2 protein-coding genes are annotated in these 511 nt (G+C 57.1%); both read left to right on the top strand.

The features are described from left to right. Positions 1–21 precede the first annotated feature (21 nt). A complete protein-coding gene (locus R7P64_RS24755; RefSeq protein ID WP_411979342.1) occupies positions 22–141 on the top strand; it encodes a transporter substrate-binding domain-containing protein in 120 nt (39 codons plus the stop codon). Between the two features lie 95 nt (positions 142–236). Further along, the coding region (locus tag R7P64_RS24750; protein ID WP_318124292.1) for a pyridoxal-phosphate dependent enzyme at positions 237–511 on the top strand (275 nt) is incomplete at its 3' end.

The following is a 511-nucleotide window of genomic DNA, read 5'->3' as shown; positions in this document are numbered from 1 at the left end:
CGTCAGGAAGCTGGCGTTGCGCTGCGTAAAGGCAACGACGACCTGCTGAAAGCGGTAGATGGCGCGATTGCAGACATGCAGAAAGATGGCAGCCTGAAGGCGCTGTCCGAGAAATGGTTTGGCGCTGACGTGACGAAATAACGGACAGCGGTGAAAAAAGGCGCTCCTGGAAGCGCCTTTTTTTATTTAGCGCGTAACTGTGTGCATAATGAAGCATAACTGAGTCAGGAGGGGCCATGTCACTGCAAAACTTAACCCGCTTTCCGCGCCTGGAATTGATCGGCGCGCCGACGCCGCTGGAGTATCTCCCGCGTCTGTCCGATCACCTTGGGCGCGAAATTTTTATTAAACGTGATGATACGACGCCGCTGGCGATGGGGGGCAACAAACTGCGTAAGCTGGAGTTTCTCGCCGCCGATGCGCTGCGCGAGGGCGCGGATACCTTAATCACCGCCGGCGCGATCCAGTCTAACCATGTGCGTCAGACGGCGGCAGTCGCTGCGAAACTGGG

The organism is Vibrio sp. 2304, from assembly GCF_033339475.1.
GTDB lineage: Bacteria > Pseudomonadota > Gammaproteobacteria > Enterobacterales > Vibrionaceae > Vibrio > Vibrio alginolyticus.
The sequence above is the reverse complement of the archived record's forward strand: the minus strand, read 5'-3'. Positions and strand labels throughout refer to the sequence as shown.